This is a genomic window from Streptomyces sp. NPDC003379 (genome assembly GCF_053589195.1).
On sequence record NZ_JBSFRK010000013.1, the window covers coordinates 57,975 to 83,055 of the forward strand.

The following is a 25,081-nucleotide window of genomic DNA, read 5'->3' on the forward strand; positions in this document are numbered from 1 at the left end:
CGTGTTCGGGGCTGGGGTTGCCCCGCCGAGCGACGTGTCCCCTTCCGGCGCTCCCTCGCCCGGGGCTTCGGCGGCGGATGGGCTGTCGCCGGGCGTGTTCGGGGCTGGGGTTGCCCCGCCGAGCGACGTGTCCCCTTCCGGCGCTCCCTCGCCCGGGGCTTCGGCGGCGGATGGGCTGTCGCCGGGCGCATTCGGGGCTGGGGTCGCCCCGCCGAGTGACGTGTCGCCCTCCGACGGCCCCTCACCTGAGGCTCCGCCCACCGCCGGACCGCCGCCGGGTGACCCGCACCCCGCCACAGACCCCCCGAGTGACCCCCCTCCCACCACAAAGCCCCCGGCCCGCGAGCCGGACCACGTGCCTGGAGCCCCTCCCCTCACCGCCCGGTACGCCCCCGGCGTCGTCCCCGTCCAGCGGCGGAACGCTCGGTGGAATGCCGTGTCCTCGGAGAAGCCGAGCCGTGCCGCCAGGTCGGCGATGGGCTCGTGGCTCTCCGCGAGGACCGCGATCGCCGCGTCCCTCCGCACCGCGTCCTTCAGCCGCTGGTACGACGTGGACTCCTCGGCCAGACGCCGCCGCAGCGTCGCAGGGCTCACCGCGAGCCGCGCCGCGAGTTCGCCGAGCGAGGGGAGGCGGGGCGAGGAACGCAGGGAGCGCGCGAGGGCGCGGCTCACCTGCTCGGCGACCGTCGTACCGTACTCGCGGCGGCTGAGCAGTTCGAAGGGCGCGCGGCGCAGCATCTCGTCCAGCGCCTCCTCGTCCCTGACGAGCGGCGCCTCCAGCCAGCGCGGGTCGAAGCAGGCGCCGGTCCGCTCGGCCCCGAACCGCACGGGGCAGCCGAAGAGCAGCTCGTACTCGTCCCTGTGCGGCGGCGGCGCATGCCCGAACTCCGCCCGGCGCAGCGGAATGCGGCGGCCGATCAGCCAGCTGCACAGGCGGTGCCAGATGATGACCAGGCACTCGGCGAGGAAGTAGTCCTGTTCGAGGTCGCTGCGGACACCGAACACCGCCTCGTCGGCGCGGCGTTCCAGTACGAGGTCGGGGCCGCCGGGAAAGAGGCCGTAGAAAGTGACGCCCCGCTCCACGGCCGCGCCCAGGTCGCGGCAGCCCAGCGAGGTCCGGCACATCATCGCGAAGGTGCCGGGCCTGCTGACGGCGGAGCCGAGGCCCAGGAACTCGTCCTGCGTGGCGCGGTACAGCTCCCGGAAGAGCCGCGCGAACTGCGGGGCCGTGACGCGGGCCCGGTCGTCGCCCAGAAGCAGCGGCGGGATCTGAGCGCCCCGCAACAACGGCACGGTGTCCACGCCGCGCCGCTCGGCACCGCGCAGCACGGCCCGCACATGGTGCACGGTGATCGTCCGCCTCGCCATGTCACGACGGTAGCGCCGCGCTGAGCGCCCAGGCCAGCGCCGCTGACGTTTCGCGTCATCCCGTACGCCGGACCCGCTCCTTAGCGTCGTACGCATGCAGCGACGCATGCAGCAGACGCGGAACGACCACCCTGGGACGCCGGCCGAACTGCCGAAGACGCTCTCCCTGTTGTGCGAATGGGCGGCCGACCGGCACGGCGACCTGCCCGCCCTCCGCTTCCGTGGGCACGACGGGGCGGCGTGGACCGAACTCTCGTACGCCGGACTGCGCGACCGCGTACGCCACGTGGGCCGCGCCCTGATCGCCCTCGGCGTCCGCCCCGGAGACCGCGTGGCGATCCTCGCCGAGACCCGCCCCGAATGGACCCACGCCCACTTCGGCGCGCTCGCGGCGGGCGCGGTCGTCGTCCCCGTCTACCCGACGGCGGGCGACGAGGAGGCCGCGTGGGTCGTGCGCGACTCGGGCGCGACGGTGGTGATCTGCGAGGACGAGGCACAGGCGGCGAAGATCGAGCGGCTGCGGAGGGAAGGGCGGCTGGAGCGGGAAGGGCGGCTGGAGGGGGTGCGGGATGTGGTTCTAATGCGGGGCACAGCTGCCGCCGGGCCTGCCGACACCGACGGTCCGTGGGAAGTCATAGGGATGGAAGGGGCGATTCCGATTGCCTCGCTCGACGCCCTACTGGAGCGTTCCCGCACCCGCGCCGAAGACGACCTCGCCACCATCATCTACACCTCCGGCACCACCGGCCTCCCCAAGGGATGTCTGCTGACGCACGGCAATCTGCTGGCCGTGCAGCGCGCCACCGTGCCGCTCGTCGAGGGAGGCCCCGGCGACTCCACGTACCTCTATCTGCCGCTCGCACATCTCCTCGCCCAGCTCATCGAGTTCACGACGCTCATCCAGGGCGGCACGCTGACCTTCTTCGGCGGGCGCATCGAGGACGTCGTCGCCGAGCTGGCCGAGGCGCGGCCCACCCATCTGCCCTCCGTGCCCCGCCTCTTCGAGAAGGTGCGCTCGGTCGTGCTGTCCCTCGCCGAGTCACGGGAGGGCGGGCGCGAACGGTTCGAGGAGGCCGTCCGCATCGGGGTCATGGCCGCCGACGGCACGCTGCCGCCCGAGCTCCAGGACGCGTACGAAGCCGCCGACAAGGCCCTCTACGGCCTGGTCCGGCAGGCGCTCGGCGGGCAGCTCCGCTGGGCGCTGACCGGCGGCGCGCCCATCGCGCCGGACACCGTCGACTTCCTGCGGGCCTGCGGCATCGCCGTCTACGAGGGCTACGGGATGACGGAGTCGGCCGGCGTCCTCACCCTCAACCACCCCGGCGCCGTGCGGTACGGCACGGTCGGCCGCCCCGTCGACGGCGTCGAGATCCGCATCGCGCCGGACGGTGAGGTCCTCGCCCGGGGAGCCATGGTCTTTCCCGGCTACCACAACAACCCCGACGCCACACGCGAGACGATCGACGACGAAGGCTGGCTGCGCACCGGGGACTTGGGCGCCCTCGACGACGCCGGCTTCCTCACGATCACCGGCCGCAAGAAAGACCTCATCATCACCTCCGGAGGCAAGAACCTCACCCCCTCCCTCAGCGAACTGGCCCTCCAGACCTCACGGTTCGTGTCCCGCGCGGTCATGGTCGGCGACCGCCGTCCGCACCCCGTCGCACTGATCACCCTGGACGCGGAGGAGCTCACCGGCTGGGCCGCCCGCGAGGGCGTCGAACTGACCGCACCGCTCTCCCGCGACCCCCGCGTCCACGCCCTCGTCCAGGAGGCCGTGGACGCCGCCAACGCCACGGTCTCGCGCCCCGCCCGCATCCGTCGGTTCGCCGTACTCGACGAGGACTTCACGGTGGAGGGCGGCCTGCTCACGCCGAGCCTGAAGGTGCGCAGACGTGCGGTCACGGAGCGGTACGCGGATGTCGTGGAGGCGCTGTACGAGGAGCCGCCCGGGCCTGTGAGCTGAGCGGCGCCGTTGTCAGTGGTGGCCGGTAGCTTCCCCGGTATGACTGACGGGATCGAGTGGATACATGAGTCCCTGAACGGCTGGGGCTTCAGCCTGGTGGCGCTGAAGGACGCCGACGTCGAGGAGCTGGCGGTGATGCTGGGCGCCGAGCCGGGCACGGTCATGGCCGCAGCACCCTTCAACGCCCTGGTGGTGGCCGCCGGCAGCACGGTGCGGCTGCCGGACCTCGCCCGTCTCGGAACCTGCGACGGGTGGGCGTTCGCCTTCGAGACCGGAGGGGGCATCTTCAGGGGCGACCGGCGCCAGCTGGCATCCCTCTGGGAGGGGCGTACGTACGTCCGGATCACCGACACCATGATGGACCCGCCGTCGGCCTCCGCCGTCGTCGACGGCCAGTGGGACTGGTCGTACTTCGACGGCATGGTGCACGAACAGGCCAGAGCCGACCACCCGCTCACCGCCCGGATGACCGCCGAGATCGGTCTCGGCCGCGCCGAACCCGACCCCGACTTCCCCGACGACCCCGACGAGTGCCTGCTGTACGTCCCACCGATGGCCGACGTGTACCGGCTGTTCGGCGAGCACTACGGGCTGAGCCTCCCGCGCGAGACCATCGGTGAGCCCTACTTCAAGAACACCGAGCTGTACGGGGTGTTCACCGCGCCCCGCACCCTGCGGGACGGCAGCCCCAACCCCAAGTACGACGCCGTCCCGCAGCCCTGAACCGGGGCGGGCGCTGGGAGATGTGCGGGGCGGCCGCGGTCACTCCACCCCGGCCAGCCGCAGCAGCGCCGTCGCCGCGGCCGCGCCCACCACGACCACGGCGAACGGCGCCCTGCGCCAGGCGAGCACCCCGCCGACCAGCACACCGGCGGGCCGCGCCCACCCCGCGAAGCCCTGGCCCTCCGTGAGCGCCCCCGTGGCGAGCAGCGCGACCAGCAGGACCGTGGCGCCCACGGTCAGCAACTCCTGCATCCGCGCCGGTAGTTCGACGCGGCCGTGCAGCACGGGACCGGCCAGGCGGAACGCGTACGTCCCGGCGGCGAGGACGAGGACACAGGCGAGCGTGGCGTTCACGAGGCGCTTCCGGGAGCGGTTGGAGTGGTGGGCGTGGTGGGAGTGGTGCGGGGGCGGCGGCGGGGCCCGCGGCGTGCCGCGAGCAGGCCGAGCAGGGCAAGCAGCACCGGCACGCCCGCCGGCAGCAGCGGAGCCGCGGCGACCGCGATCACCGCGCCGGCCGCCGAGGCCCGCCGCGCCGCACTGTCACCGCGCAGCGCGGGCAGCACCAGAGCGAGCAGCACCGCGGGGAACGCCGCGTCGAGGCCGAACCGGGCCGTGTCGCCGAGCGCCGACCCGGCGAGGGCGCCCGCGAGCACGCTGACGTTCCACGCCGCGAACAGCCCGACGCCGGATATCCAGAACGCGGCCCTGCGCTGCCTGCCGCCACGCTGGGCCAGGACGAACGCGGCCGTCTCGTCGGTGATGAGGTGCGCGCCGATCAGCCGCGCCGCCCAGGAGCGGCCGAGGTCGTCGGCGAGCGCCAGACTGAACGCCGCCGTACGGGAGTTGAGGAGCAGCCCGGTCGCCGCGGCGGCCACCGGACCGCCGCCCGCGGTGAGAATGCCGACGGCGCTGAACTGGGCGGAGCCCGCGTACACGAGCAGCGACATGAGCACCGGCACCCAGAGCGGGAGCCCGCCCGCGACGGCGATCGCGCCGAAGGAGACGCCGACCACGGCGTCGGCGAGCCAGACCAGGGCGATGTCGCGCAGGACGCCGGGCGGGAGGTCGGAGAGACGGACGAGGCCGGTGTCGGCCTCTGAGCCGTCGACTGTTCGGTCTACAGGGCCATCTGTTCGGTGTGGCGAACGCATACGTCGTAGAATGAGCGCAGCGGTGTACGTTCGTCAAGGCGAACGATCAGTCCCCTGTACCGAACGCGCCCTCCACCGGGGGCGGCGGCCCCGCCGGGAGAGAGCCAGGAGAGAAGTGAAGTGATGACCGACGACGCCGACCGCGCCCATCGCACCGACCGCCCCGGCGCGGCCCCGCCGTCCCGCATGCCCCGCGAGTGGGTCGCCGCGGCGCTGCGCCGCGAGCGCGCGAAGGCCGGCATCTCCCTGTCCGAGCTGGCCAAACGCGCCGGCATCGCGAAGTCCACGCTCTCCCAGCTGGAGGCGGCCACCGGCAACCCCGGCATCGAGACGCTCTGGGCGCTGGCCGTGGCGCTCGGGGTGCCGTTCAGCGTGCTCGTGGAGTCACCCGCCCCGGCGGTGACCGTGATCCGCGCGGGCGAGGGGCCCACCATGCACGCGGAGAACTCGTCCTACGCGGGCACGCTGCTCTCCGCGGGCCCCACCGGCGTACGGCGCGACATCTACCACGGGGCGCTGGAACCGGGCGCCGCGCGCGAGTCCGACCCGCATATCCCCGGCTCGGTCGAGCACCTGGTCATCAGCACGGGCCGACTGCTCGCGGGCCCGGTCGGGGAGGCCGTGGAACTGGCCCCCGGGGACTACATGTCGTACCGCGGGGACGTCCCGCACGCCTACGAGGCGCTGGAGCCGGGGACCACCTTCGTGCTGGTCATGCAGCACACCTGATTAGGCGGGGCGGCGGCGCATGTGAGGGCCCAGCCCTCAGCGCCCAGCGCCCACGGTCCAGGGGCCGGGGAAAAGGCAGGAGCCCCGCTTCCCCCGCGTGAGCGGAGGAGCAGGGCTCCTTGGGTACTGCATCCATGTCCGGATCAAGTCACCGGAGCGAATCACACGCCCCACTTACGTGAGGCGCCCGATCACATCGGGGTGACGTTCTCCGCCTGCGGACCCTTGGGGCCCTGCGTCACGTCGAAGGAAACGGCCTGGTTCTCCTCAAGGGAGCGGAAGCCGTTCGCGTTGATCGCGGAGTAGTGGACGAAGACGTCCGGGCCGCCGCCTTCCTGGGCGATGAAGCCAAAGCCCTTTTCAGCGTTGAACCACTTCACGGTTCCGGTAGCCATAAGCCCTCCTTGGGCCAAAGGGTTGCCCTGCTCCAGAACCAGCGATTGTTTAAACAACTGCATAAGTCTGAAAACGACGAGAGCCTGCGGGGGTTACATGCTCCGCAGGCTCTGTACTGCAAGGGAAACCAAACTGCAACTTGCGGCGAGCTTAGCACGCAGGCACGGGAATGCAATAGGGGGCAAGATCACGTCACCCGGATGTTTGACGAGGCCCTCAGTGGGGTTGACGGGACGGGCAAGGGACCCGGCGCCCGGACCGTATCGCATGGGGGCTAGCCTCCCCGATGTGGACAATTCTCCCCTTGGCGCCTTCGCGGGGGCAGGCGCCGAACAGCTGCCCGACTCCCGTCGCACTCCTCGGCCGCGCGTCGGCCACATCCAGTTCCTGAACTGCATGCCTCTCTACTGGGGCCTCGCGCGCACGGGGACGCTCCTCGACTTCGAGCTGACGAAGGACACCCCTGAGCGGCTCAGCGAGCAGGTGGTGCGGGGCGAGCTGGACATCGCGCCCGTCACGCTCGTCGAGTTCCTCAAGAACGCCGACGACCTCGTCGCCTTCCCCGACCTCGCGGTCGGCTGCGACGGCCCCGTGATGTCGTGCGTGATCGTCTCGCAGGTGCCGCTGGACCAGCTGGACGGGGCGCGCGTCGCCCTCGGCTCCACCTCGCGCACGTCCGTGCGGCTCGCGCAGCTGCTGCTCGCCGAGCGGTACGGCGTACAGCCCGACTATTACGCGTGCCCGCCCGACCTCGGCCTGATGATGCGGGAGGCGGACGCCGCCGTCCTCATCGGCGACGCGGCGCTGCGCGCGAATCTGATCGACGCGCCGCGGCTCGGCCTCGACGTGTACGACCTGGGTGAGATGTGGAAGGAGTGGACGGGCCTGCCGTTCGTCTTCGCCGTCTGGGCCGCCCGGCGCGACTACGTCGAGCGCGAGCCGGAGGTCGTGCGCGCGGTGCACAAGGCCTTCCTCGCCTCCCGCGACCTCTCCCTGGAGGAGGTCACGAAGGTCGCCGAGCAGGCCGCGCGCTGGGAGTCGTTCGACGCCGGTGTCCTGGAGCGGTACTTCACGACACTCGACTTCCGCTTCGGCGCCGCACAGCTGGAGGGCGTCACCGAGTTCGCCCGCCGGACCGGGCCGACGACGGGCTTCCCGGCGGACGTGCGGGTGGAGCTCCTGAAGCCGTAGCGGCGCCGCGCGGAGGTCCGCGAGGTGAACCTCGCGGGAATTCATCCACGTGCCGTGTGCGCCCTTTCCGGCCGCCTCGGGATATCGCCGCCGTCGGAATAGTTCTTGACGTCCGGATTGCGTACGGGAATCATCCCGCGACCCGCCAATAGTTATTGGGCGCGGGAAAGCCGCGGGTGTGCGCCGTGTGCGCCCTGTGTGCTCAATCCGGTCATTGCTCCCATGTGGCGGGGAATGCGGGCGGAGCCGCCCTCCCGGCCGCTTCCGCACTACGCTGACCGCAGTGGTAAGGCGCGCGAGGTGTCCGGGGGCGCGCCTGGGGGAGGCCAACGTCATGCAACCGCTCGAAGCCGGCGAACCCGCCGTGATCGGCCCCTACCGGCTGCTCGGCCGGCTCGGCTCGGGCGGCATGGGCCGGGTGTATCTGGGCCGCAGCGAGGGCGGCCGCACGGTCGCGGTCAAGATCGTGCATCCGCACTTCGCGCTCGACGAGGAGTTCCGCGCCCGCTTCCGCAGGGAGGTCGACGCGGCCCGGCGCGTCGGCGGTGACTGGACCGCGCCCGTTCTGGACGCGGACCCGGAGGCGTCCGTGCCGTGGGTCGCCACGGGGTACGCGGCCGGGCCCTCGCTCACCGAGGCGGTCCGGGAGGGCGCGCCGCTGCCCGCGCACTCCGTACGGGTCCTCGGCGCCGGCCTCGCCGAGGCGCTGGCGCACGTACACGCCCTCGGGCTCGTCCACCGCGACGTGAAGCCGTCGAACGTCCTGCTCACCCTGGACGGGCCGCGCCTCATCGACTTCGGCATCGCGCGCGCCACGGACGGCACGGCCTCGCTCACCTCCACCGGCGTCTCCATCGGCTCGCCCGGCTACATGTCGCCCGAGCAGATCCTCGGCAAGGGCGTCACGGGAGCGGCGGACGTCTTCTCACTGGGGGCCGTCCTGGTCTACGGGGCGACGGGGGAGTCGCCCTTCCCCGGCGACTCGTCGGCGGCGCTGCTCTACAAGGTCGTCCACGAGGAGCCGGAGCTGGGCGCGCTGAGAGGTGACGTGAGGGATCTCGCCGCGGCCTGCCTCGCCAAGGACCCGGCGGCGCGGCCCGCCCCCGCGGAGCTGGCCCGCCACCTCGCCCCCGAGGGCGCGGCCCGGCTGGTGGCGGCCGGATGGCTGCCGGGATCCGTGGTGGAGCGGGTGAGCCGCAGCGCGGTGCGGCTGCTGGACCTGGACACGGGGGCGGGCGCGGGGGCGGCTCCAGCGGACGCGCCCTCCGGCCCGGTGGCCTTCAGCACCCCGTCCGTGGCGGGGTCTTTCGGCCCGCCCGACTCTTCGTACGCGGACCAGCCCGCCGCCTCTCCCGCGGACGCGGATCGGCCCGCCGCCTCTCCCGCGGACGCGGATCGGCCCGCCGCCTCTCCCGCGTACGGGGATCGGCCCGCTGTCTTCCCCGCGTACGGGGATCGGCCCGCCGCCTCTCCCGCGGACGCGGATCGGCCCGCTGTCTCCCCCGCGTACGGGGATCGGCCCGCTGTCTCCCCCGCGTACGGGGATCAGCCCGCCGCCTCTCCCGCGGACGCGGACCAGCCCGCCGTCTTCCCCGCGTACGCGGACCAGCCCGCCGCCTCTCCCGCGGACGCGGATCGGCCCGCTGTCTCCCCCGCGTACGCGGATCAGCCCGCCGTCCCCGCCGCCCCCGCGGCGGCCGACGGCACGCGCCCGCCCGGCACGCGCCCGCCCGGCAAGCTCTCCGTCTCGGTGGCGGCGACCTCCGTCCCCGAGGGGGCGAACGGACGGGGACGCAAGGTGAGTTGCACGGTCGCCCTCGCCGTGGCCGGGGCGATGGCCGCCGTCACGGTGGGGTCGGTCTTCGTCTTCGGGATGCTGCCGGACGACGACGCGTCGAAGGGCTCGGACGGCGGTCGGCAGCCCCCCGCGGCGACCGCCCCGTCCGACCCCACCGACCAGGACGACAGCGCCGGGCGGGTCCCCGAGGCCTACCTCGGCAAGTGGAGCGGCAAGGCAGACGCGGGCGGCGGCACGATCCCCCTCGGCACGTTCGAGGTCACCCTGCGCCAGGCGGAGCCGGGGGACCGGGTCGGCACGGTCGTGCAGCACGATCCGATCGGCAACACCTGTACGGACGTACTCACCCTCAAGTCGGCCTCGGCGAAGGAGCTGGTCGCGATCGGCAAGGGCGCCGAGGGCAACGGCGGCCAGTGCGCGCAGACGGCCCACACGGTCCGCCTCCGCCCGGACGGCAAGGCCCTCAAGTACACGTCGGACGACCCGGACGCGGGCGATCCGAAGGCGCGGCTGTCCCCGGTGGAGTGACTTGCCGAGGGGGCGCGTCAGGCCGCGCCCCCTACGGCCGCGTCCCCTACAAGGGAGTGGTCAGCGTGGCCAGTTCGCCATTGCCCAGGTGCAGCATGCCCTTGCCCGGGGCCACCGGGCCGCCGACCACGCTGCGCGAGATCCGCAGGCCGATGAGGTCGCCGCTGGAGCTGTCCTGCGGGGAGAGGAGAATGCCCCGGCGCCCCTTCTTCGCGTCGACCTGCCAGCCCGAGAAGCCACTGCACACGTCCTCCTCGTCACCGGCGAGGACCAGCGCGAGACCCAGGTCGGCGCCGCGCTGGAGGATCCGCTTGAACTGGCTCGCGGCGTCCGCGTCCTCCAGGATCTCCGCGTCGTCGATCAGGACGACGACCGGCTCCTCCGGGGACGCGTCCGCCCCGTCGATCAGCTCCTCGAACTCGTCCTCGTCGATGTCGTCCCCGGTGAAGACCTTCAAGACTCCCTCCGTGCCCTCCAGTTGCCGCAGGGGCGACTGGCGCGGGGCGGCGACGACGAGGCGTACGCCCTGGGCGCGGAACGAGCGCGCCATGTTCATCAGCACCGTGGAGCGGCCCGACTTCGCCGGACCCGCGATGACGAACGCCGGGACGCCCTGCGCGAGGTCGGGCCCGTGGCCCATGACCTCGTCGCCGCCGATGCCCACCAGCGCCCACAGCTTGGAGCGCGAGGCCTCCGGGTCGCGCAGCTCCCACGCCTCCTCGAAGGAGATGCGGCTCGGCAGCGTGTCGACGCGGAACGGCCGGCGGTGGCGCGGCACGTCGGCGTCGCGGGCCGCCGCCTGCTCGCCGATGGCGGCGATCGCGGCGGCCTGGCCCTGCCCGGTGACGTCGGCGCAGAGCAGCGCGAACTGTGTCTCCGTACCGCTCTCGTTCTTGTAGGCGCGGCCCGGCGGGATCTCCTCGGGGACCTTGCGGGTGGGGATGCCCAGCATCGAGAAGTCGGAGCGGTCCGCGAGGCGCAGACCGTACTTGTCCTCGGTGAGGGAGGAGATGCGGCCCACCAGGATCTGCCGGTCGCCCGTCATCACCATGTGGATGCCGACGCTCCCGCCCTCCCGCATGATCGTGGTGATCTCGTCGGTGAGCGAGCCGTGGTCGATCTCGCCGAGCGTGGGCAGCCAGCCCTCCCAGCGGTCGAGCAGCACGACGAGGTGCGGCAGGCGCTCGTCCTCGGCGGCGTCGGCGCGCTGCTCGCCGATGTCGGCGTAACCCTTGTCGGCCAGCAGGTCCTGGCGGCGGGTGAGTTCGCCCTTGAGGCGGTTGATGAGGCGGACGACGCGCTCGGTCTGGTTGCGGCCGACGACGGCGCCGCAGTGCGGCAGCCGGGTCAGCGCGTTGAGCGCGCCGTTGCCGCAGTCGATGCCGTACAGATGGACGTCGGCGCTGGAGTGCGTACGCGCCAGGGAGCCCGCGATGGTACGGAGCACCTGCGAGCGGCCGGAGCGCGGGGCGCCGCCGATCATCAGATGGCCGAAGGTCGCGAAGTCCACGACGACGGGGCGGCGCGCCTGGTCGGCGGGCAGGTCCTCGATGCCGTACGGGGCGGGCGCGAGGGAGCCCGGTGCCGTGCGGGGCGCGGGGACCGGGATCTCGTCGAGGAGCAGGGTCTCGCCGAGCGCGGGCAGCCAGGGGCTGTGCTGGGCGGGGATGCCGAGGGTCCGGTTGGCCTCGATGACCGTGTCGACGAGGACCTTGAGGTCGGTGATCTCCTCCTCCTCGCGCGCCTCGGCCTTCGGCTTGACCAGTGAGGCGCGGCCGAGGGCCGCCCAGTCGAGGGAGTCGACCCAGGGCGCGAGCGCCGTCGGGTCGGCGGCGCCGGGGCGGCGGCCACCGACACGCCCCGACTGGAAGGGCACCAGCGAGGCGTGTCCGAGACGCACGTACGCACGTCCCGGGGTGTTCTTGGATATGTGCCCGGCCTCGGGGGAGTCGATGACGTCGCTGGACTCGCCGCCGTCGGTGACGCGCAGCGCGATGCGGAGGTTGGTGTTGGCGCGGATCTCGGGGGACACGACGCCACTGGGCCGCTGCGTGGCCAGCAGCAGGTGGATGCCGAGCGAACGGCCACGCTGGGCGATGTTGACGAGCCCGGTGACGAAGTCCGGCAGGTCACGGACCATCGACGCGAACTCGTCGATGACGATGAGGAGCCGGGGCACGGGCGGGTGGGACGGATCGCGCCGCACGAGATCCTGGTAGTCCTCGATGTCCTTCGCGTCGGCGTCGGCGAGGATGTGCTCGCGCCGCTTCAGCTCGGCGCCGAGGGATTCGAGGGCGCGCTCCACGAGGTGCGCGTCGAGGTCGGTGACCATGCCGACGGTGTGCGGCAGCTTCACACAGTCCTTGAAGGCCGACCCACCCTTGTAGTCGACGAGGACGAAGGTCATGTTCTCGGGCGTATTGGCCACGGCGAGCGCGGCCACGATCGTCTGGAGCAGCTCCGACTTACCGGAACCGGTCGTACCGGCGATCAGGCCGTGCGGCCCGTCCTTGCGCATGTCGATGCCGAACGGACCGTCGTACGACTCACCGATGACCGCCATCGTCGACTGACCGCCCGCCTGCCAGCGGGCCGTGATCGCGCCGGGCGTCGGCGGCTCCAGCTGGAGCACGTCGAGGAGCCGGCTGGACGCCGGAAGCGCGGAGTCCTCGGTCTCCCCGCTGATGTCACGCAGCGGCGACACGGAACGGGCCAGACGCAGACACCAGGAGGGCGACACGAAGTCGGGGCGTACGTCTTTGAGGCGCTCGGCGCCCGTCATCTCGACGCGCAGCCGCAGCTCGCGCGGCGCGCTGTCCTGCTGGGGGTCGGGTGCGGTCCTGTGCCAGGCATGGAAGGAGGGGAAGCCACCCGTGACGGGCGGCTGCGGCACGCTGCCCTGTTGTTGCTGTTGCTGCTGTGCAGGTCCGGTGGCGCTGTTCCCGAACTCCCGCGGCTTCGGCTCGGCGACGACGAATGCCTGGCACTCGCCGGGCAGAAACCGTTCCTCGGTGTCGAGGCAGAGCGCGTACATGTGCACGGCCGGCCCCTCGCGCAGCAGACGTACGACGCCGGGAAGGGACCGGAGCCGCCGCGACCCGTCCCACACCACGACGATGTCCGGGTCGGAGAAGTTGGCGCCCTGGCCCTTGTTCTCCTCCAGGGCCTTCACCCGCGCGTCGAGGATCTGGGTCAGCTCACCTATGCGGGCGCCGACGGTCTCGGCGTCCGTGCCGATGAGTACGTTGATGTCCTGGCCGCCCGTCGGCCTGGCGTGCGGCAGCCAACGCAGCCAGTCCCAGGCGTCCTTGGCGGAGTTCTCCGTCAGGACGTAGCACTGCACGTCCATCGGGCTGTGCAGCGTGGCGGCCTGTGCCACGGCCCAGCGGCCGAGCGCGGTGGCGGAGTCGCCGGGCCCGGCGATGCCGATGACACCGAGACCCTTCAGCGGCAGCGCGACGGGCGCGTCCTCTATGTGCCACGTCACCTGCCGCCGGTGCTCGTCCTTCTCGGGGTCGTCGAGGACGACCTCGGAGGGCAGCCGTCCGGTGCCGAAGCGGAGCAGGAGGTGATCGGCGTCGGTCCGCCGCCGCTCCCACAGGCGGGTGCGGGGCCCGGTGCTCAGCGCGAGGACGGTCGCGGGATCGGGGATGGCGTTGCGCCGGTCCAGCCGCTCGGCGACCAGGGCGTCCTGCGCGTCCTTCTCGATCCGCTCCTTGGTCTCCTTGTACTCCTTGACCTGCTTCGCATGGGACTGGCGGCCATGCTTCTTGTCCATGAAGTAGTTGCCGAAGAGCATGATCGGGCTGAGACCCGCAATGATCAGGTAGTACCAGCGATTGAAGATCATCGCGGCGACGACGGCACCGACCAGCGGGAAGAGCGCCATCAGCCAGGGCAGCGGCCGCGCCTCGAACTCGCGGGGCGGACTCGGCAGCCGGAAGGTGGTCTGCCGCTCGGGCGGACGGAGCCGCGGGGGCCGGTTGTAGTCGAGGCCGGCGCCGTCCTCGGACCACTTGAGGGCGGCGTTCGGGGGCGAGTAACGGCTGAGTTCGAGAAGGGTGTTGCCGAGGGCGATCTGAGCGCCGAGGGGCCACTGGACGGTGTCGCGCCGGGGGGCGCGGTTCTTGCCGCCGTCAGCACGCGCCTTCTTCACCCGCTTGGCCCGCTTCTTCTCCCGCTTCTTCGCGGCGCGGCCGGAGGCGCGATCGGAGGCGCGATCGGAGGGGGTGCCGCTGCCCGGGCCCGGCTCCTGGTCCGTCTCCTCTTGTTGGCCGAAGGGCTCGCCGTCGAGGGTGACGCCCTCCTTGTCCTTGTCCTCCCCATGCAGGGTGACTTGGCAGGTGCCATCGGTTGCAACTGACAACGTCAGCGCCCGCGCGGGCATCTCGGGATCGTCGACGCGGATGTACGAGGCGGGCCCGCTGCCGATGTCGTACCGCCCGATGCCGAGCCGGTGGACGGACCCCGCGGACGGCCCACTGGCGACGCGCAGCTCGACCAGCCCGGAGGGCTCGCCCGGCAGACAGCCCGCGGGGTCGTCGAGGCTGACGACGGCGCCCTCGCGCAGCGGCGAGGTGGCGACGGTGGCGGTGGGATCGACGGCGTACCCGTCCACGTAGATCATCGGAGCGCCGCCGGAGGGGGGCTGCTGCCCCTGCCCGATGGGGATGATCTGCGCACCGCTGTGTCCGACCTGCCGGGCCAGTTCCACGGCGATGTCCCGCACGGTGGACTCGGGATCGGCGTCGAGGACCACGTCGGCGGTGCCCCCGCCGAACGGATCGACGACGGTCAGAGTCAGGCGCACGACGGTCCTCCCCGGAGCTGGACAATGGGCCTGACGATATCCGCTCCACCCTTCCCACAGGCAACGGCCTGCACACAGGCTCACCCCAGAACCGCACGCGCTGTCATAGCAGAGCTGTGACTCAACCGGGCTGGGATCCCATCAGCCCCACCCGTAAGCTGCTTGGCGCAAGAGCGGACGATCACACCATCCGCGCGACGGGAGCCACGGGGGTTGGCCCTGCGGCGAGTTGATTAGGAGAGAGCCTCATGGCCAAGGACCTTGATGTCACATATCAGGACATGCGAGACGCGGCCAAGCACGTGGTCAAGGAGAAGGACAAGCTCAACGAGAAGCTGGACGGCCTGAAGAAGTACATCAAGAACCTCGTCGAGACGGGCTTCGTCACCAAGAGCGCCTCGAAGGCGTTCGACGAGAACTTCGACGACTTCGTCGAGGGCGCGAAGAAGACCCTTGAGGGCCTGGACGGCATGGGCGACTACCTGACCAACGCGGCCGACAAGTACGAGCAGATCGACGATGAGCTGGGACGGGCCGCCAAGAAGTAGGGGCGGGCGTCACGTCGGCGGGGAGAGGGGTGCCGGAGGCCGCCTCCATTGCCCCCTCCGTCGGCGGACGGCATCCGGGCGTCGTACTGAACGGCGGTCTCAGCTGCCGGACGACGGCTGTCGGAGTACGTACATGTGGAGCTCGCCGCGGAACTCCTCGGTCGTCAGCCGGATCCACGATCCGTCGCGGAACTTCAGCAGCAGCAGCTGAGTCCTGAACTCCCCCTGGAACGGGTCGACAAGAGCGGCCTCCCCGGCGGCCAGGCGGGCGACGACCTCCATGTGCTTCTCGCGCCCCACCGAGACGCGCCGTGGCGGAGCGGCCAGGACGATCTCGCCCTGAGCGGCGACGACGAGACGCTGATGGTGAGGGGAATGGCCGTACCAGCGCAGCAGGAACTGCCCTGCCGCACCCTGCCAGTTGCCGTCGAAGACGCGGTCGAGCCCCTGCTCGGCGACTTGGGCCTCGCACCGCCGCTCGTCCTCGCGCGCCCGCCGCTTCTCGTCCTTCTTGCTCTCGAACAGCCGCTCAAGTGCCTCGCGGACGTTGTCCAGCAGGGTCAGCAGCCAGACGAACGGCATGAGCGGCACGGCCAGTGCTGTGCCGAGCATGCCCAGCACGGGCATGGCCGCCGGGCGCAACCGCGGATCACCGGCTGCCTGAAGCACCTCGGCCGGGGGCTCGGGGATCTTGCCGATCGTGCACCATCCGGCGGCCTCGGGTCGGATGCCGAGGCGGTCGGTGATCATGCGTTGCCCTTCTCGGCAGGGTGCACCCAGCGCAACGAATGGGCGATGGCCTCGCACAACCCGCCCATGGGACTCTCGGTGCCGCTCACGGGTACGGAGAACGCCGGCAGCAGATATTCGGCTCTATCGGGCATCTGGACGTACGGATGGGCATCCTTGCGTGTGGTGAGGGAGTGTGCCAGCACGATGAGCTGGTCGGCGAGGACGTCGTGGGACTCCACCTCGGGTGTCACCGAGCTCATCAGAACTAGTTCCTCTCAGGCAGCTCGAGTTCGTCTGCTTCGGGGTGGAAATTGGCCGCGAACGGGTAAGGGCCGTAATGCGGGTAGAAGGCCGGGACTTCGCCCCCGCCTTCGGCGGCGATGTGCGCGATCTTCCGGTAGGCGGCTGCCCTGGCTCGCACCTTCTGGCGTGGACGGTTTCCCCACTGCCGGATCAGTGTGATGGCGAAGTACAGGACGAAGATCCCGACGACGGCGCCCGCCCCCGCGTAGTAGAGCGTCTGGTTCTTGGCGGATTCCCAGTGCTGTACGTAAGCGCCCCAGTAGACGAAGAGACCCATGAGTACGAGGGCCAAGGGATAGCCGGCCCTCTTTCCCGCATTGGTCAGCTGCGCGTCGTCGATGTGGCGCAGGCGCAGCATCTTGAGGACCGCGTCGTCGTCGAGAAAGTCGAATTGCAGCCTGCGGCCCTCGGCTTCGGCGGCCCGGCGAGCTTCCGGGACCGCCGCGAGGACCTCGCCGGGAATCATCTTCCGGATGATCCCCTCGCGTGCTCTGACTCCCACGGCCCGGGATCGCGGTCGGTCTCGTCAGCCATGTGAATCGTGCTCCTTCGCTGGGGCGGTGGCGGCGTGTGTCAGGGAGCCAGTGCGGTGTGGACGACGCCCGCCGGGACCACCGGTCCTCGCACCGTCCTTGCCGGTGAAGATCTTGTAGAGCGCACTGGCGAAACCACCGGTCTTGATACCCGCGGTCAGCCGCTCGCCCGCGATGACCGGAATCCCCGCCTTCGTCAGAATGCCGTTCACCGTCTTTACGGCGATCTCATTGAAGAACTTGTCCGTGACTCCGCCCATGGCGCCTGATCCGCTGAAGCGGATGCCCCGGAGCTTGCAGGGGTCAGTCCGGCGTCGACACGTGCGGGCGTAGCTGAGCCCCTTGTTCGTCGCGTAGGCGGCCACCGCCGGGTCGGGCATGGACTGCTGACCGACGCCCCGGTAAATGGACCGCACGAAATGCCGGGTGTCATCCATCGCCGCGGCTTCATCCTTGTCCTGCGGCTTGTCCCAGTCGAAGACGAGGTTCATGTCCTTGGGCAGGGTCAGGTCCACGCCGTCCGGCTTGTCCTCGGCGGGGGCGGCCGACGGGTCCGTCGACTTCTTCGGCTTCGCCGGGCCCTGATCGGAGCCCGCGATCTCGTCCCTGTCCTTGGAACTGTCATCGCCCCCGCTGCCGCATCCGGCAAGGAGCAGGGCTGCGATCGCGGCGAGCGCGGTGGTGACGGGCAGAGTGCGGCGGCTCACGGTCGGCTCCCGGTGGGGCAAGGATCTCTCCAACGGGCCGACGTTATCCACGGGGTTGTCGGTTCCGCCAGGGTCGACAGCGCGGCATGGTGTGCCATCCCGGCGGACTGTCATCGCGTCGTGACGCGCTCGGCGTGCTGGACGTGGTCGCAGGGGAGTGGCGGCGCCCCCACGAAGAAGCCCAGACGCTGAGAGCACGGGCAGGTCTTCGAGGTCCTTGGAGGCCGCCTCGGATGTGCGATGTCGCGCGTGGCCGTCCGGACGACGACATCCGATGCGTGCTCCTCGTCCCGCCAGGCGTAGCCCGCGACGAAGTCGACGTCCTTGGGGCGGGATCGAAGTGGTGGTCCTCCCATGGCTCCGCGGTAACTTCGCGGGGCCAGAGATGGGCCTGACGCGTGGCCCTCGACCGTCCGGCAGGCACCGGAGCCCACGCTCGACTGACCGGAGGACCCTTGGCCTTCGGCCTCATAAACCGGATGGTATCCGCCGCCGGGGCCGCCGCCGTTGGTGACTTCTCGATGCTGTGACCGGAGCAGGGACCGGGGTGACGCGTCGGTCGATGTGGCGCGTCGGCTAGACGGTGTGCCGGGGCTTGTCCTTCCTGATGTGCTCCACGGAGGCCGCGGTGACGAGGTACGTGCCGAGAGCCGTCCGCACACCCGGCATGGACTGGCAAGCGGCCTCGTACGGCCCCACGGCTCGCAGCCGAACGACAAGCGAACCTGCGGAAGTCGCGGACTCACCACCCGAACGGATACGCGCCGGGGAGGGGCCGCAAGGTCGATACCGTCCTCGGTCACGCGGACGCGCCGCTGATGGTGGGGGGCTGCGGGAGCCTGCCGACGGTGCAGTTACTGGTCGAGATTGATGAACAGACTCCGCGCGAAGTCGTCGAACTCGTCGATGTTCGAGGTGATCCAGCCGATGTCCTCACCGAGGGTTCGTACGATCACATCGATGCCGAGGGACTCGATGCGCCAGGCGTAGTTCACCGAGACGCACATCGCTTCGGCCTTGGCGGCGACGAAGTAGCGGATAGAGCGCTTGCCGCGGCCCAGCCGCTCCGTGTCGAAGTCGATGACCTCGGGGTCCTGCGCGGCGCCCGGCTCGTTCTTCTGGACGAGCTCGTCCAGAGTCTCGTTGACGTCGCCCTCGCTCGGGCCCGCGTGTACGAGGAAGGTCAGGAACTCACGGCGGGGGTCAGGGACGTAGAGGAAGATCTGGTGCACCGGCACCGTCTGGGGGATCAGCTCGGCCGCGGAGTCGAGCTCGAAGGCCAACATCTTGACCTGTTTCTTGTCGACCGGTTCGTCATCGACCAGCGCCCACAGCAGCTCCGACGTGCGCCGTGCCCACTTCTTGCGCTCGCGCGCGGCGCCCCGCCCCTCGCCGAGGACGGGCATGGCGGGCCAGACGGCGGCGTCGCTGTCCGTGTTGAGAGAAAAGGTGACGGTCACTCGGTCCTCCAGCGGAACGTGGTCATGACGGCGTCGAAGAGCTCGACGAGGATCTCGGTGAAGTCGCTGTCGAGGTTCCCGTCACCGACCGTGCTGAAGCTGACGACGACCCATCCGGCGTCCCCGCCGGACGACGGTACCTGCACGACGTAGTCGACATGCCTGGACGGCGCCTCGGCGCCCTTCTCCGGGTCGGCGGGCATAGTGCGCTCCTTGCGCATCCCCGCCGAACCGTCCACCTCCACGGGCTCGGAGTCGTCGGAGCCGGTGAGCAGCTGCATCAGTACGTCCTGCCGGTCGACCCCGTCACGCAACGCGGTGTCGATCCTGGCCACGATGACGGAAGCGGCCACGAGATACCCGTGCATGGGTTCCGTCGGCAGGTAGAGGTCCACGCCGTCGCGTTGCTGCGCCTCTCTCACCGAGGAGTTCAGCCGCCGGTACAGCTCCATGCGCGCCTCTGCCACCTTGTCCTTGGGCAGCTCGCGGGCGACTCGCTGGGCGGCTTCGTCGACGATCTCCTTGACCACGTCCTGGGTCCCCACTCTCAAGGGGATCCGCGTCCACCCCGGCGGTATGACGAGGGTGTAGCCGAAGGCGTTCTTGGTGTCAGTCGGCGGCATCGCGGCGGCTCCTTCGGTTGAGCGCCCCGTACACGAGCGTGATGGCACCGGGCAGAAGAGGGCTGATGAGGACCGCAGGGTGGTGGTGCATCAGCAGGAAGAGCGGGGCAAGCTGGGCGAGCCCGCCGCCCGCGAAATAGAGGACGAATTCACTCCGCCACCTCCCCCGGTTTTGCAGCAGGACGACGCCGACGGACAGGGCCGCGACCGCCAGCAGCGGCAGCGTCTGGCCCGGAACGCGGAAAACGCCGCTGAGCGATGTCGGAAGGGCCTCGGAACTGATGAGTACCCCACCGATAATGGCTACGGCAAGAAAGACGAGCGGAGTCACGACGGCGATCCGCGCGTTTCTGATCACCTTTTGGTCCTCGGGGGAGAGACCAGCGGCTGCTCCGGCTGCCCCAGCTGTTCCGTTGTGCACCATGTACGTGGCTCCTGGGTCTGTACGTCATGTCCTGCGGGACGGTCGCCTCACCAGGCGGACTGGGCCTGCGTCACGCCGTTGCTCGCTTTGAAGTCGTTGTAGGCGTCCCAGCTGGGTTTGTGCGGAATATCAAGTCCGTCACTCACGGCATTGAGCGAGTCGTTGTCGCCCAGCATCTTGTCTCCCCAGTCGACGGCCGTACCGGCATAGGTGGAGCCCATAGCGAGGCCGTAGGTGACGTTTCCGCCCACCTTGGTCCCCTGCGGGATTCCCTCGCCGAAGAGCTGCTTGTTCGTGCTGATGCCCTTGCGCAGGGCGGCGAGCTCGCTGTCTCCGAGGTGTGCTGCCTTGGACCACTTGCTGGGCGGCGGCATTTCGTCGGCCACCCTGCCGGCGCGTCCGGCGATGCCCTTCCGTAGAGCGGTCATCTCCTGTCGGATGGCCGTCTTCGCCGCGTCGTCGGTCGCGCCTGCCAGCCGATTGGCCAACTGGTTGCGCAGGGACTTGGTGCCCGCGAGGCCTTGCTTGAGCTTGGTGACCCGCTGCACGGTGGACGCCGCACGCGTCGACTTGCTCGCCGTCTTGAGTCCGATCATGGCTCCGCGGCCGAGCCCCATGGTGAGCAGTCCGAAGGCGTCGAAGGCAACATCCATCCAGGTGGCCTTGCCGGCCGCCACCAACAGCATGCGGCCAAGTACGACAGCGACACCCAGGCCGATGACGAGGAGGTTGAGGCCCGGTACGAAGATCGCGGCGATGGCCAGGGCTGTGCCAATCCAACTGAGAACGTCGAGGAACAGCTTGAAACCGTCCGCGTGTTCCTTGGCCCAGCCGACCAGATCGTCCCAGGCACTGTCCTCCACCGCGTCGTCGATCGCCTCAAGGATGTTTCTGCGCACCGTCGACGCGTGGCTGTGGAAGTGCGAGGTGGCGGTGAAGAGCTGCTTCTTCGCCTCTTTGACGGCGTCCTCGTCCTTCTCGTCGGCCTGCGCCTTGTCGCGTGCCTTCTTGGCGAGGTCCTGGGCGTGCTCCAATTCCTTGGCCCAGGTGTTCAGGTGGCCCGACACCTTCTCGTACCGGCCTTTTGTCTTGTCGAAGCGCCCGGCTAGGTCGTCGGACTCCTCCTTCAAGCTCTTCGCATACTTGCCCTTGATGTTGTCGTCTTCGCCGAGCTGGCGCAGCTTTTTGACCTGACGGGACAGGGTTTCCGCGATGTCTGAGAGTCGTTTCGCCTCCGCACGGACTGCGACCGGGTCACCCGGGGTGGGGTCGGATTCGGCGATGGGGGACCAATCGACGGGACGGCCAGCCAAGCGAGTTCTCCCTTGCTTTCTGCTCTTACTGCGCGCACAACACCATGGCTGCATTCTCGCTATTGCTTCATTACTTCTTCTTGCGCTTGTTCGCCTCGGCCAGTTCCTTGTCGATCTTCTCGAAGTTCTCGATCGACTGCTCGACCAGTTTTCCGACCTTTTCGATGCTGCCGAGCAGCTCTTTACGATGGTCGTCCCAGTTCGTGGTGAACTCGTCCATGGCCCCGGCGACGTAGGGCGATCCGTAGTCGTCCCGCATGTCCTCCTGATGCCCGGAGCAGCCCTTGAATTCCTTACGGACCGTGCCGAGGTCCTTCTTGATCGTGTAGAGGTACTCGTAGTCCACCCCGAGGTCGGTCATGGGGGCCTCCTCGCGTCTTCTCCGTCCATTGGGACGACGTTATCCAGCAGGGTTATTGGTCTTCCAGCGCCGATACCGGGGCAAGTAGTTGCATCTCGGAGGACTGTCATCGTGTTGTGATGCGAAGCGGGGAGCCGTAACTCACCGGTTGATCGACTGGACTTCCTCGACGGTGATGTCCTGGACGACCTCGATCGTGCCGTCAGGCATGCCGACCGGCGCGGCCTGGCCGGTGCCCGTCCAGCTGATCGTCCAGGTGAGGGCGGCCTTGAGCGGGAAGGTGTCTCCGCCGGAGGAGCGGCCGTAGACGATGCCGCAGGGCGGGGTCTCCTTGGACCTGCCCTTCGCGTAGGGCTCACCGATCTTGCCCTCCACTATGGGGCATTCGCCGCTCGCGGGGATCATGGTGGCGTCCTCGGTCCCGGGGTTGAGGGTGAGGGACTTCGGCTTGGCGGTCGTCGTCGCCTCGATGTGGAATCCGGGGACGTCGATGGCCGCCGTGGCCTGGACGTCGTCGAAGACGGCCTTGTCGAGCCAGGCCCACGTGGGCAGGTTCACCTTCGTGGTGCCCTCGGGTGCCAGGGAGACCTTCGTCTCGGGCAGCTGCATGCGCTGGTAGGCGAGGTCGGCGAGCATCTCGGGCTTGATCGCCTCTTCGTACTGGGGCGGCGGCTGCTCGCCTTCGTCGACCCAGAAGGGGATGTCGCTGCACGAGGAGCGCTTGAGGATGTCCGGCTCGTCGGGGTTCTCGACGGCGGCCCAGAACATGCCCTTGCCGTCCTTGTCGACGTTGTAGTCCTTGTAGCCCGGGGTGTCCGTCCAGCCGTAGTCGTCCTCGTAGTGGCGCTGCAACTCGGCGAGCGCGCGGCCCGCGTGGCCGGCCATCCCCGGGGCGCTCATGGAGTCCTTGAGGTCCTTGGACATCTTCTTCTTGAAGTCCTTGGCGCCGAGGTAGGGGGCGTACCAGCAGGGGGGCGGGGTCCAGGTGACGTCGGATGAAGTGACGTTTCCCTTGCTGCCGGCCTTGGCGACGGCGCCGGTGTAGCGGATCTGGGCGGTGGCGTAGATGCCGGTTGCGTCACTGCCGCCCTGTTGCTCGGTGCTGCCGCCACTGCCATTGTTCGCTGGTTCTGCTGCGTAAGCGGGCCCCGAGAGAATGACGGCGCCGAAGGTGAGAGTCAGGCCGGTGACGACGGCCGCACGGTGTGATCTGGTCACTGGCACTTCTCCGCCTTCGTCTCGACGAATACCTTGGAGGCCTGCCACAGGCCCTTACCCGTCGGGAATTTGACCATTACGATCTTGAAGTGGTCGAAGTCCTCTACGCTGGGCTTGCTCTTCAGCACCTTCCCGGACTTGGTCTCTTTGCCGTAGAACTTGCTCGAATCCACGCAGAACGCGACCTCCACCGAGTTGCCGTTCGGGGCGGATCGTGTGGTGGCCTGGTAGTGGCGCCGGGTGCCAATGGCCGTCCAGCCGCCATCGACTCTGCTGTCGATCTGTACCTTCGCGTAATGCAGCCCCTCACCGGTGGAGTAGGCGGCGACCGCCGCGTCTTTCGACGTGCGCTTGTCTACGCCCCGATAGATGGCCCGCATGAAATTCGCGGCGTCGTTCATAGCGGCCGCCTCGGCCTTGTCCTTCGGCTTGTCCCAGTCGAAGACGAGGTTCATGTCCTTGGGCAGGGTCAGGTCCACGCCGTCCGGCTTGTCCTCGGCGGGGGCGGCCGACGGGTCCGCCGACTTCTTCGGCTTCGCGGGGCCCTGATCGGCGCCCGCGATCTTGTCCCTGTCCTTGGAACTGTCATCGCCCCCGCTGCCGCATCCGGTAAGGAGCAGGGCTGCGATCGCGGCGAGCGCGGTGGTGACGGGCAGAGTGCGGCGGTTCACGGTCGGCTCCCGGTGGGGCGAGGATGTCTCCAACGGGCCGACGTTATCCACGGGGTTGTTGGTTCCGCCAGGGTCGATAGCGGGGCAAGGTGTGCCATCCCGGCGGACTGTCATCGTGTCGTGACGCACTTGGCGCGCCGGAGCCAGGAGGCCCCTCGGCTGACACCGGCTGCGGCGCCCGGTCCGTAATTCCGAGCGATTCCCGCCCCGCCTCGGCATGATGGCCCGATGCCCGACGAGACCCCCGAGCACGTGCCCCGTACGCCCCGCCGCACCGAACCCCCGCACGCCGCCGCCGGCGAACGCGCCTCCCTCACCGCCTTCCTCCAGTACCAGCGCGAGACCCTCGCGATGAAGTGCGCCGGGCTGACCGCCGAGCAGCTGAAGGAACGGGCCGTGCCGCCCTCGGACATGTCTCTGCTCGGCCTGGTCCGGCACCTCGCCGAGGTCGAGCGGAGCTGGTTCAGTAACGTACTGAACGGCGAGGCGACGGCGGCCCATTGGACCGGACGGCTGCCCGGCGAGTACGCCGACTTCGATGTGGCGGACGCCGACCCCGACGAGGCCTTCGAGATCTGGCACGCGGAGTGCGCCCGCTCCCGAGCCATCGTGGACGCCCTGGCCTCCCTCGACGTCACCGTCGACATCCGCGGCGACGCGTACTCGCTCCGCTACATCCTCACCCACATGATCGAGGAGTACGCCCGTCACAACGGCCACGCCGACCTGCTGAGGGAGCGGATCGACGGAGCCACGGGGGAGTAGCGGGCGGCGCACCTCCGGGGGCCGGCGCCTCGTAGGCTGACCCGGACCGGCGAGCGGCCGGTCCGGCGAATGCCGACGAAGGGGACGAGAACAGCCATGGCCCGCTACACAGAACCGCAGACCATCGCGCGCGGCGGATTCAGCATCAAGGTGCCGGAGACGTGGTGGGAGTTCGACGTACGCCCCGAGTCGCGCGACGCCGCCATACGCCAGATGATCAACGACCGCGTCCGCGAGCGGCCGGAGCTGGCCCCGTACCGCGAGACCTTCGAGGGCTTCCTGCGCAAGGCATCGAAGGACGCCTGGCAGTCCGGCGCCCTGTACTGCGGCTGCATGGCGGAGACCTTCGGCGGCGATACGCCGGTCACCGGTTCGGTCACGGTCTCCCTGGTCGGCGCCCGCACGCCCAGCGGCGACATCCTGCCCACCGACCCGGACCGCATCGTCGCCCAGCTCGGCGTACGCGAGGCCAAAAGAGAAGGCGACGTGTGGCGGAAGGTGACGACGGTCGACATCCCGGGCGTCGGCCTCGCGGCACGGACGTACGGCCTGGAGGACATCTCCGTGGCGGGCGACGACCGCACGATGCGCGTGGTCCTGATGCAGACGTTCATTCCGGTGCCGGGCCAGGAGGGAAAGGTCGCGCTGGTCTCGGGCAGCAGCCAGATCCTCGAACTCGCGGACTCGTTCTTCGACATCTTCGACGCGGTGACGTCCACGTTCCGTTTTGCGGAGTAGGACCGGCGAGTAGTTTCGTACCCGC

Annotated in this window: 24 protein-coding genes and 1 pseudogene; 8 read left to right on the plus strand and 17 right to left on the minus strand. The window is 70.1% G+C overall.

Annotated elements, in window-relative coordinates:
• Positions 1-366 precede the first annotated feature (366 nt).
• Positions 367-1,368: pseudogene (locus ACWDVB_RS14685) on the minus strand (AraC family transcriptional regulator); the annotation flags it as partial.
• A gap of 94 nt (positions 1,369-1,462) precedes the next feature.
• Between ACWDVB_RS14685 and ACWDVB_RS14690 the strand changes: the two are divergent.
• Positions 1,463-3,334, plus strand: a complete 1,872-nt coding sequence (locus ACWDVB_RS14690; RefSeq protein ID WP_451515164.1) for an AMP-dependent synthetase/ligase — start codon at positions 1,463-1,465, stop codon at positions 3,332-3,334.
• Positions 3,335-3,373: 39 nt separating this feature from the next.
• Positions 3,374-4,057: a hypothetical protein gene (locus tag ACWDVB_RS14695; protein ID WP_451515163.1), complete on the plus strand. Its 684-nt coding sequence runs from the start codon at positions 3,374-3,376 to the stop codon at positions 4,055-4,057.
• Positions 4,058-4,096: 39 nt separating this feature from the next.
• Here the strand turns inward: ACWDVB_RS14695 and ACWDVB_RS14700 are convergent, their stop codons facing one another.
• Positions 4,097-4,411, minus strand: a complete 315-nt coding sequence (locus ACWDVB_RS14700; RefSeq protein WP_451515162.1) for an AzlD domain-containing protein — start codon at positions 4,409-4,411, stop codon at positions 4,097-4,099.
• The gene (locus ACWDVB_RS14705) at positions 4,408-5,208 is read right to left on the minus strand and encodes an AzlC family ABC transporter permease (RefSeq protein ID WP_451515161.1); all 801 of its coding nucleotides are present in this window, start codon (positions 5,206-5,208) and stop codon (positions 4,408-4,410) included. Before ACWDVB_RS14705 ends, ACWDVB_RS14700 begins: the two co-directional genes overlap by 4 nt.
• Before the next feature lie 123 nt (positions 5,209-5,331).
• On the opposite strand from ACWDVB_RS14705, the gene ACWDVB_RS14710 reads away from it, so the two are divergent.
• On the plus strand, positions 5,332-5,937 hold the full coding sequence (locus ACWDVB_RS14710; protein ID WP_451515160.1) for a helix-turn-helix domain-containing protein: 606 nt from the start codon (positions 5,332-5,334) through the stop codon (positions 5,935-5,937).
• Positions 5,938-6,128: 191 nt separating this feature from the next.
• Here ACWDVB_RS14710 and ACWDVB_RS14715 read toward each other — a convergent pair whose 3' ends face one another.
• Positions 6,129-6,332 (minus strand): cold-shock protein, encoded by a 204-nt coding sequence (locus ACWDVB_RS14715; RefSeq protein WP_006138897.1) that lies wholly within the window; start codon positions 6,330-6,332, stop codon positions 6,129-6,131.
• A gap of 337 nt (positions 6,333-6,669) precedes the next feature.
• On the opposite strand from ACWDVB_RS14715, the gene ACWDVB_RS14720 reads away from it, so the two are divergent.
• The gene (locus ACWDVB_RS14720; RefSeq protein ID WP_451515222.1) at positions 6,670-7,524 is read left to right on the plus strand and encodes a menaquinone biosynthetic enzyme MqnA/MqnD family protein; all 855 of its coding nucleotides are present in this window, start codon (positions 6,670-6,672) and stop codon (positions 7,522-7,524) included.
• Between the two features lie 334 nt (positions 7,525-7,858).
• The gene (locus ACWDVB_RS14725; RefSeq protein ID WP_451515159.1) at positions 7,859-9,850 is read left to right on the plus strand and encodes a protein kinase domain-containing protein; all 1,992 of its coding nucleotides are present in this window, start codon (positions 7,859-7,861) and stop codon (positions 9,848-9,850) included.
• A 46-nt stretch (positions 9,851-9,896) separates the two neighbouring features.
• On the opposite strand, the gene ACWDVB_RS14730 is transcribed toward ACWDVB_RS14725, so the two are convergent.
• Positions 9,897-14,660 carry an FtsK/SpoIIIE domain-containing protein gene (locus ACWDVB_RS14730; RefSeq protein WP_451515158.1) on the minus strand — a complete coding sequence of 1,588 codons (4,764 nt, stop codon included), beginning with the start codon at positions 14,658-14,660 and terminating at the stop codon, positions 9,897-9,899.
• A gap of 248 nt (positions 14,661-14,908) precedes the next feature.
• On the opposite strand from ACWDVB_RS14730, the gene ACWDVB_RS14735 reads away from it, so the two are divergent.
• Complete coding sequence (locus ACWDVB_RS14735; RefSeq protein WP_451515157.1) at positions 14,909-15,208, plus strand: WXG100 family type VII secretion target; 300 nt, start codon at positions 14,909-14,911, stop codon at positions 15,206-15,208.
• A gap of 99 nt (positions 15,209-15,307) precedes the next feature.
• Here the strand turns inward: ACWDVB_RS14735 and ACWDVB_RS14740 are convergent, their stop codons facing one another.
• The 12 genes from ACWDVB_RS14740 to ACWDVB_RS14795 all read right to left on the minus strand — a co-directional run bounded on the left by ACWDVB_RS14740 (position 15,308) and on the right by ACWDVB_RS14795 (position 23,553).
• Positions 15,308-15,958, minus strand: coding sequence for a hypothetical protein (locus ACWDVB_RS14740; RefSeq protein ID WP_451515156.1), 651 nt, complete (start codon positions 15,956-15,958; stop codon positions 15,308-15,310).
• On the minus strand, positions 15,955-16,200 hold the full coding sequence (locus ACWDVB_RS14745; RefSeq protein ID WP_451515155.1) for a hypothetical protein: 246 nt from the start codon (positions 16,198-16,200) through the stop codon (positions 15,955-15,957). Before ACWDVB_RS14745 ends, ACWDVB_RS14740 begins: the two co-directional genes overlap by 4 nt.
• A gap of 5 nt (positions 16,201-16,205) precedes the next feature.
• The gene (locus ACWDVB_RS14750; RefSeq protein ID WP_451515154.1) at positions 16,206-16,709 is read right to left on the minus strand and encodes a hypothetical protein; all 504 of its coding nucleotides are present in this window, start codon (positions 16,707-16,709) and stop codon (positions 16,206-16,208) included.
• A 60-nt stretch (positions 16,710-16,769) separates the two neighbouring features.
• Complete coding sequence (locus tag ACWDVB_RS14755; RefSeq protein WP_451515153.1) at positions 16,770-17,483, minus strand: hypothetical protein; 714 nt, start codon at positions 17,481-17,483, stop codon at positions 16,770-16,772.
• Positions 17,484-18,059: 576 nt separating this feature from the next.
• Positions 18,060-18,182, minus strand: a complete 123-nt coding sequence (locus ACWDVB_RS14760; RefSeq protein ID WP_451515152.1) for a hypothetical protein — start codon at positions 18,180-18,182, stop codon at positions 18,060-18,062.
• Positions 18,183-18,337: 155 nt separating this feature from the next.
• On the minus strand, positions 18,338-18,943 hold the full coding sequence (locus ACWDVB_RS14765; protein ID WP_451515151.1) for a hypothetical protein: 606 nt from the start codon (positions 18,941-18,943) through the stop codon (positions 18,338-18,340).
• The gene (locus tag ACWDVB_RS14770) at positions 18,940-19,566 is read right to left on the minus strand and encodes a hypothetical protein (RefSeq protein ID WP_451515150.1); all 627 of its coding nucleotides are present in this window, start codon (positions 19,564-19,566) and stop codon (positions 18,940-18,942) included. Before ACWDVB_RS14770 ends, ACWDVB_RS14765 begins: the two co-directional genes overlap by 4 nt.
• Positions 19,553-19,990, minus strand: coding sequence for a hypothetical protein (locus ACWDVB_RS14775; protein WP_451515149.1), 438 nt, complete (start codon positions 19,988-19,990; stop codon positions 19,553-19,555). Before ACWDVB_RS14775 ends, ACWDVB_RS14770 begins: the two co-directional genes overlap by 14 nt.
• Positions 19,991-20,037: 47 nt before the next feature.
• Positions 20,038-21,303: a hypothetical protein gene (locus ACWDVB_RS14780; RefSeq protein ID WP_451515148.1), complete on the minus strand. Its 1,266-nt coding sequence runs from the start codon at positions 21,301-21,303 to the stop codon at positions 20,038-20,040.
• A 70-nt stretch (positions 21,304-21,373) separates the two neighbouring features.
• Positions 21,374-21,664, minus strand: a complete 291-nt coding sequence (locus tag ACWDVB_RS14785; protein ID WP_451515147.1) for a hypothetical protein — start codon at positions 21,662-21,664, stop codon at positions 21,374-21,376.
• A 141-nt stretch (positions 21,665-21,805) separates the two neighbouring features.
• Positions 21,806-22,888: a hypothetical protein gene (locus ACWDVB_RS14790; RefSeq protein WP_451515146.1), complete on the minus strand. Its 1,083-nt coding sequence runs from the start codon at positions 22,886-22,888 to the stop codon at positions 21,806-21,808.
• Entirely contained in the window at positions 22,879-23,553 is a 675-nt protein-coding gene (locus ACWDVB_RS14795; RefSeq protein ID WP_451515145.1) for a hypothetical protein, read from the minus strand. Before ACWDVB_RS14795 ends, ACWDVB_RS14790 begins: the two co-directional genes overlap by 10 nt.
• Positions 23,554-23,781: 228 nt before the next feature.
• On the opposite strand from ACWDVB_RS14795, the gene ACWDVB_RS14800 reads away from it, so the two are divergent.
• Complete coding sequence (locus ACWDVB_RS14800) at positions 23,782-24,318, plus strand: DinB family protein (RefSeq protein WP_451515144.1); 537 nt, start codon at positions 23,782-23,784, stop codon at positions 24,316-24,318.
• 96 nt (positions 24,319-24,414) lie between these two features.
• A complete protein-coding gene (locus tag ACWDVB_RS14805) occupies positions 24,415-25,056 on the plus strand; it encodes a hypothetical protein (protein WP_451515143.1) in 642 nt (213 codons plus the stop codon).
• Positions 25,057-25,081 lie beyond the last annotated feature (25 nt).